Raw genomic sequence first — 6,270 nt, 5'->3', positions numbered from 1 at the left:
CAGTGCACCTGCCGCAGCCCGCGGTCCACGGCCAGCGCGCCGAGCCGCAGCGTGCCGCGGCTCGCGTCCGGACCCGCCCGGCGCAGCGTCGCGCGGACCTGCGCGACCAGCACCACGAAGGAGAACGGCTTGACGAGGTAGCCGTCGGCGCCCAGGTCGAGCCCGTCGGCCTGGTCGATCTCGCCGTCCTTGGCCGAGACGAGCAGCACCGGCGTCGTGACGCCGTCCTTGCGCAGCCGCTCCAGCACGCGGTAGCCGGACAGGCCCGGCAGCATGATGTCGAGCAGGATGACGTCGAAGGAGCCCGTGCTCGCCAGCTGCAGCCCGGTGGGCCCGTCCGCGGCGGTGACCACGTCCATGTCCTCCGCGCGCAGCCCGCGCTGCAGCGCCTTCCGCACGCCCGGTTCGTCGTCGACCACCAGCACCCGAGGTTTCACGAGGTTCATCATGACCGGTTCGCGCAGGTCGTGCGGCGGCTCTCAGCACGATCTCAGCCTGGGAGGGAGAACCTTCAGGGGTATCTCAGCCTCGAGAGGGAAGCGTCGTGGCCAGGGAACCGGGCACACTCGGCCCGGGAACACCACAGGGAGAGACGCATGAAACCGAAGACGAAGGGCATCACCGCCGCGGTCGTCGGCACCGCGCTCGGCGCCGGCGGGCTCGCGTTCGTCGCGATGCCCGCCAGCGCGGACGACAAGCCGGCGCTGCCGCAGGTGAGCGCCGAGGACCTGGTCCAGTCGGTGGTCAAGGCGAAGCCCGGAGCGTTCGACGGCACGCTGAAGGTGAGCAACGACCTGGGCCTGCCCGCGGTGGGGAACGCGCTGCCGGGCGCGTCGGCGCTGAACATCGACTCGGCGCACATCTTCAGCGACGGCGCGGGCAAGAGCCGCCTCGCGGTCACGCAGGGGGCCAGCCAGGAGACCGTGGTCCACGACGGCACGACCGTCTGGGACTACAGCTCCAAGACGAACACCGCGACCAAGGTGACCATCCCGGCCGAGGTGGCGAAGCAGAAGGGCGCGGGCAGCGAGAAGACGGCCGACCCGATCGCCGCGAGCACCGAGCTGCTGGCGAAGGTCCGGGAGAGCAGCACGGTGTCGGTCGACGGCACCGCGACCGTCGCCGACCGCCCCGCGTACGAGCTGGTCCTGACGCCGAAGCCGACCGAGCGGACGCTGCTGCGCGAGATCCGCGTGGCGGTCGACTCGCAGACGCGGATGCCGCTGCGGCTGTCGGTGCTGAGCAACGGCACGTCGACGCCGGCGCTCGAGGTCGCCTTCAGCGAGATCGAGTTCACGCAGCAGCCGGCCGACCTCTTCACCTTCACCCCGCCGAAGGGCGCGAAGGTCGAGGAGAAGACGCCGACGATCGACCAGAAGGACAAGGACCTCGCCGAGCAGGCCAAGCAGGACACCAAGTTCGTCGGCGACGGGTGGGACACCGTCGTCACCGGCAAGGTCCCGGCGGACGCGCTGAACGCGGCACCGAAGGCCCAGGGCGACCGCAAGGGTGCTCCCGCCGACCCGAAGGCGCTGCTCGAGCGGTTCGCCAAGAAGGTCAACGGCACCTGGGGCAGCGGCTACCTGGTGACCACGAAGGTCGGCACCGCGGTGCTGACCGACGACGGCCGGTTCGCCGCCGGCGCGGTGCCGGAGCAGGTCCTGTACGAAGCGCTGGGTCAGAAGTGACCAGCACGGCTGTCCAGTCCGGGGTGGACGTCTCTTCGGAGGCGTCCGCTCCGGCGGTCCCGCTCGCCGCGCGCACCCGGGGGTTGCGCAAGGTGTACGGGAGCACCGTCGCGGTGGACCACGTCGACCTGGACATCCCCCAAGGCGCCGTGGTCGGGATGCTCGGGCCGAACGGTTCGGGCAAGACGACCACCATCCGGATGCTGCTCGGCCTGGTCCGGCCGACCGAGGGCGAGGTCGAGCTGCTCGGCCGCCCGATGCCGGACGCCGCCGCGCACGCGCTGCCGGACGTCGGCGCGCTGGTCGAAGGGCCGGGTTTCCACCCGTTCCTGTCCGGGCGCGACAACCTGCTGCGCTTCGCCGCCGCGGAACCCCGGCTGAGCTCGGCCGGGATCCCGGCCGCCGTCGACGCCGCGCTGGAGCGCGTCGGCCTGACCGCCGCCGCGCGACGCCGGTACAAGGGCTACTCGCTCGGCATGAAGCAACGGCTCGGGCTCGCTTCGGCGCTGCTCGTGCCGCGCAAGATGGTCGTGCTCGACGAGCCGACCAACGGCCTCGATCCTGCGGGTACCAGGGAGATCCGCAGGATCGTCGCCGAGCTGCACGCCGAGGGCGTCACCGTGCTGGTGTCGTCGCACCTGCTGGCCGAGGTCGAAGCGACCTGCACGCACGTCGCCGTGCTGCAGAGCGGGAACGTCGTCGCGCAGGGCGAGCTGGCGGAACTGCTGGAGTCCGGGAACGCGGCCCTGCTGGTCCGCACGCCGGACGCGGAACAGGCGCTGGAAGTGCTGCGGGAGAACCGGATCGGCGCCCGGCTCACCCCGGACGGGGTCCGCGCCGACCTGACGGCGGCGGAAGCCCCGCGGGTGCTGCAGGTCCTGGTGGGCGCGGGGGTCGCGGTCCACGAGGCGACGCGGGCGCGCACCGGTCTGGAAGACCTGTTCGCCCGGCTCACGGAGGGGGCGGAATGACCGCGGTACTCGACGCACCGGCGGCCCGCACGGGCCACGACACGGTGCCACTGCCCCGGCTGCTGGCCGCGGAGCTGCGCTGGATCTTCCGGCGGCCGCGCACGCTGGCCGTGCTCGGGCTGCTGGCCCTGATCCCGGTGGTGATCGGCATCGGCCTGACGCTGGTGAGCGGGCAACCCGACGCCGGCGGCCCGAACCCCGATGGCGCCCTGCTGGCCTCGGCGGTCAACAACGCGTTCGTGCTGCCGATCGCGGCCATCGTGATGTCGCTGGCCCTGCTGCTCCCGCTGGCCTCGGCCATGGCGGGCGCGGACGCGATCGCGGGCGAGACGGCCCACGGCACACTGCGCGGCTGGCTGATCGCACCGGTCGGCCGCGGCCGGCTCCTGGCGGTGAAGGCGTTCGGCGTCGCGACCGTGTCGGTGGTCTCGGTACTCGCGATGTGCTTCACGGGCGTCGTGACGGGCCTGATCATCAACGGCTCGGATTCGCTCTTCACGCTGTCCGGCACGACGCTGTCGCTCGGCGGCGCGCTGGCGCGGATCTTGCTGGTGGCGGGCTGGGTGGTGCTCCAACTGTGGGCGGTCGGCGCGGTCGCGCTGGCGATCTCCAGCTGGACCGAGCACCCGATGCTGGTGGTGGCGTCCGTCCTGGCGGCGGACATCGTGTTCACCATCCTCGGCTTCCTGTCCTCTTTGGACTGGCTGCACCCGTTCCTGCTGACGCAGAACTGGTCGCTGGCACCGGCGGAGGTGCTGCAGGACCCGATGGGCACCCAGATGCTCGGCGAGGGCGCGCTCCGCGCCGCTTGCTACATCGTCATCGGCCTCTCACTGGCCTACGCCCGCCTCTCCACCCGCGACGGCTGACGTCCTCCCGGGCCGAGCCCGTAAACTCGGCCCGGGACGCGTCAGGACTCGTGGAGGGACATGGCTCTCGAACAACCAGCTGGTGGCCGGCTCGCGGAGCTCCTCGACTGGCGCACAGCGCCGGAACCAGGGCTGACCTGGGAGCACGTCGAGGACCGGCTGGCTACCCCGATTCCCGCCGGTATCAGGGAGTTGTCCCGCCACTTCCCGACGGGTTCGTTCGGCGGCTTGATCCACTTCTACAACCCGGTCCAGAGCGAACGATCGCTCGACATGTTCCTCGGCACCGCCAAGAGCAAGAGCGAGACCTTCAGGCACGCACGGCAGATCGACCGCTCGTACTTCCCCCACAACTTCCACCCCGAGGAGGGCGGTCTCGTCGCCTGGGGGCACGGCGACCAGCACACCTACTTCTGGAGTACGCGGCCTGGCCCCGAGAGCGTCCTGTACTGCGACAACCACGGCGAAGGCTGGGGGCACCACCCGGGCAGCGTCCCGGAATTCCTGCACGCCCTGTTCATGGACGAACTGGAGACCGAGGTCCTTTACGACCAGTGGTCCGACGACCGGTTCTACTCCGAGTTCCCGGGCTACACCGCTTAGCCGACCAGCGCGACGCCGTCCGGGTCGAACCGCAGCTTCACCGCGTCCCCGGCGCGCAGGTCCGACGCGGCCGGGGCCACGGCGTCCACTGTGGACCCGTCCAGGCGGACCACCAGGCGCACGTGTTCCCGCCGGTGCACCGCCGCGACGACCTCGCCCGCCACACCTTCGGCCGCCACCTTCAGTGCGTGCGGGCGCAACCCCAGCCGCACCGGGCCATCGCCGACGTCCGGCAGCCCGACGTCGCCCAGCGGCGTGCGCACCGAGCCGCCCGCCGCGACGCCGTCCACGAACGTCGTCACGCCGAGGAAGCGGGCCACGTCGTCGTCGGCCGGGTTGCGCCACACGCGCCGGACCGCGCCCTCCTGACGGACCTCGCCCGCGTCGAGCACCGCCACCCGGTCGGCGAGCGTGAAGGCCTCCTCCTGGTCGTGCGTCACCAAGAGCGCCGTGATCTTGCTGCGCCGCAACAGGTCCGCGAGGTCTATAGCCAGCTGCTCGCGCAACCCGGCGTCCAATCCGGACAGCGGCTCGTCCAGCAGCAGCAGCCGCGGCTTCGGCGCGAGCGCCCGAGCCAACGCGACCCGCTGGGCCTGACCGCCGGACAGCTCCGTGACCCGCCGTCGTTCGAAGCCCGAGAGGCCCACCAGCTCCAGCAGCTCGGCGACCCGCGGCGCCCACTGCGCGCGGGGAACGCCGTGCATCCGCAGGCCGAACGCGATGTTCGCGGCGACGTCGCGGTGCCCGAAGAGCTGGCCGTCCTGGAAGACCAGCCCGAACCCGCGCCGGTGCACCGGCACCGCGCCGAGGTCCTCGCCGTCCCAGCTCACCGAGCCGCGAGCGCCCGGCTCGAGCCCGGTGATCGCGCGCAGCAGCGTCGACTTCCCCGACCCCGACGGGCCGAGCAGCGCCAGCACCTCGCCGTCGGCGATGTCCAGCCGGGCGTCGCGCACCGCGGCGAACGATCCGTAGTGGACGGTCAGGTCCCGCACCGACAGCGCCATCAGAACTCCCCCACCCGGCCGCGTCCGAGCCGGTCGATCAGCGCGACCGCCAGCACCGTCACGAGCATCAGCAGCGCGCACGCGGCGTACGCCATCTGGTTGTTCAGCTCCCCGGGCCGTCCCATCAGCGACGCGATCGCGACCGGCAGCGTCGGCGCCGTCGGGCGGGCCAGGAAGCTGGTCGCGCCGAACTCGCCGAGCGCCACGACGAACCCGAACCCGGCGGCGGCCACCAGCGGCCGCAGCGCCAGCGGCAGGTCGATCTCGCGCCACACCCGCAGCGGGCTCGCGCCGAGCGTCGACGCGGCCTGCCGCAGCCGGACGTCGACCGAGCGCAGCACCGGCAGCACCATCCGCACGATCAGCGGCGTGATCACCAGCGCCTGGGCCAGCGGGACGAGGTAGGGCGACGTCCGCAGGTCGCCGGGCAGCGCGTCGAGGGTGACCAGGTAGCCGAAGCCGACGGTCACCGCGGACACGCCCAGCGGCAGCATCAGGACGGCGTCCATCGTCTCGCCGAGGCCGCGCGCGGACTTCGCGGGTGAGCGCCGCAGCGCCACCAGCACCACGGACGCGAGCACGCCGACCACCGTCGCGAGCAGCGTCGCGTCGATCGCGACCTTCAGCGAGTTCACCGCGGCGTCCCAGCCGGACACCTGCAGCGCGCCCTTTTCGCCGGTGCCGCTCAGCGCGCGGTAACCCGCGACACTCCAGCCGTCCTCAGTGGACACCGACTCGGCGAGCAGCGCGACGATCGGCGTCAGCAGCAGCGCCAGGACGACCCCCGCCGCCCCGACTCCCCACCACTCGCCGCCCCGCGGCCGCCGCGCTCCGCCGGAACCGGTCCTGGCCCCTTCCTTGCTCCGCCGGGCCAGCCCGCCGAGCACCAGGGCGGCGACCACGGCCGCGAACTGGATCAGCGACAGCGCCGCGGCGCCCGAGAGGTCCAGGAGGTCGACGGTCCGCAGGTAGATCTCGGTTTCCAGCGTCCGGTAGCGGGCACCGCCGAGGATCAGGACGACCCCGAAACTGGTGGCGCAGAACAGGAACACCACGGCCGCGGCGGACGCGACGGCCGGCGCCAGCGCGGGCAGCGTCACCGAGCGGAAGGCCCGCCACGGGGACGCGCCGAGCG

Annotated in this window: 7 protein-coding genes; 4 read left to right on the top strand and 3 right to left on the bottom strand. The window is 72.6% G+C overall.

Features of this window, described 5'->3' with window-relative positions:
- The coding region (locus tag G3I65_RS50055; RefSeq protein WP_163046899.1) for a response regulator transcription factor at positions 1-449 on the bottom strand (449 nt) is incomplete at its 3' end.
- Between the two features lie 147 nt (positions 450-596).
- On the opposite strand from G3I65_RS50055, the gene G3I65_RS50050 reads away from it, so the two are divergent.
- Genes G3I65_RS50050 through G3I65_RS50035 form a run of 4 tightly spaced genes read left to right on the top strand, consistent with a single transcriptional unit; the run spans position 597 to position 4,131 of the window.
- Positions 597-1,688: an outer membrane lipoprotein carrier protein LolA gene (locus G3I65_RS50050; protein WP_160702822.1), complete on the top strand. Its 1,092-nt coding sequence runs from the start codon at positions 597-599 to the stop codon at positions 1,686-1,688.
- On the top strand, positions 1,685-2,659 hold the full coding sequence (locus G3I65_RS50045) for an ABC transporter ATP-binding protein (RefSeq protein ID WP_160702820.1): 975 nt from the start codon (positions 1,685-1,687) through the stop codon (positions 2,657-2,659). Before G3I65_RS50050 ends, G3I65_RS50045 begins: the two co-directional genes overlap by 4 nt.
- Positions 2,656-3,528: an ABC transporter permease gene (locus G3I65_RS50040; protein ID WP_160702818.1), complete on the top strand. Its 873-nt coding sequence runs from the start codon at positions 2,656-2,658 to the stop codon at positions 3,526-3,528. Before G3I65_RS50045 ends, G3I65_RS50040 begins: the two co-directional genes overlap by 4 nt.
- Positions 3,529-3,588: 60 nt before the next feature.
- Positions 3,589-4,131, top strand: coding sequence for a hypothetical protein (locus G3I65_RS50035; RefSeq protein ID WP_160702816.1), 543 nt, complete (start codon positions 3,589-3,591; stop codon positions 4,129-4,131).
- Here G3I65_RS50035 and G3I65_RS50030 read toward each other — a convergent pair.
- Together G3I65_RS50030 and G3I65_RS50025 are read right to left on the bottom strand one after the other, a co-directional pair.
- Positions 4,128-5,135 (bottom strand): ABC transporter ATP-binding protein, encoded by a 1,008-nt coding sequence (locus G3I65_RS50030; protein WP_160702814.1) that lies wholly within the window; start codon positions 5,133-5,135, stop codon positions 4,128-4,130. The genes G3I65_RS50035 and G3I65_RS50030 overlap by 4 nt on opposite strands.
- Positions 5,135-6,270: iron ABC transporter permease (locus tag G3I65_RS50025; protein WP_160702812.1), on the bottom strand; the 1,136-nt coding region annotated here is incomplete at its 5' end. The genes G3I65_RS50025 and G3I65_RS50030, both read right to left, overlap by 1 nt.

Source organism: Amycolatopsis sp. SID8362 (assembly GCF_010550475.1).
Lineage (GTDB): Bacteria > Actinomycetota > Actinomycetes > Mycobacteriales > Pseudonocardiaceae > Amycolatopsis > Amycolatopsis eburnea.
Note: the sequence above shows the minus strand (reverse complement) of the source record. Positions and strands in the feature narration are given on the sequence as shown.

Excerpts from the sequence above, each read along its gene's own strand:
- G3I65_RS50040 (WP_160702818.1), top strand. The coding sequence starts at position 2,656 with ATGACCGCGGTACTCGACGCACCGGCGGCCCGCACGGGCCACGACACG.
- G3I65_RS50050 (WP_160702822.1), top strand. The coding sequence starts at position 597 with ATGAAACCGAAGACGAAGGGCATCACCGCCGCGGTCGTCGGCACCGCG.
- G3I65_RS50035 (WP_160702816.1), top strand. The coding sequence starts at position 3,589 with ATGGCTCTCGAACAACCAGCTGGTGGCCGGCTCGCGGAGCTCCTCGAC.
- G3I65_RS50030 (WP_160702814.1), bottom strand. The coding sequence starts at position 5,135 with ATGGCGCTGTCGGTGCGGGACCTGACCGTCCACTACGGATCGTTCGCC.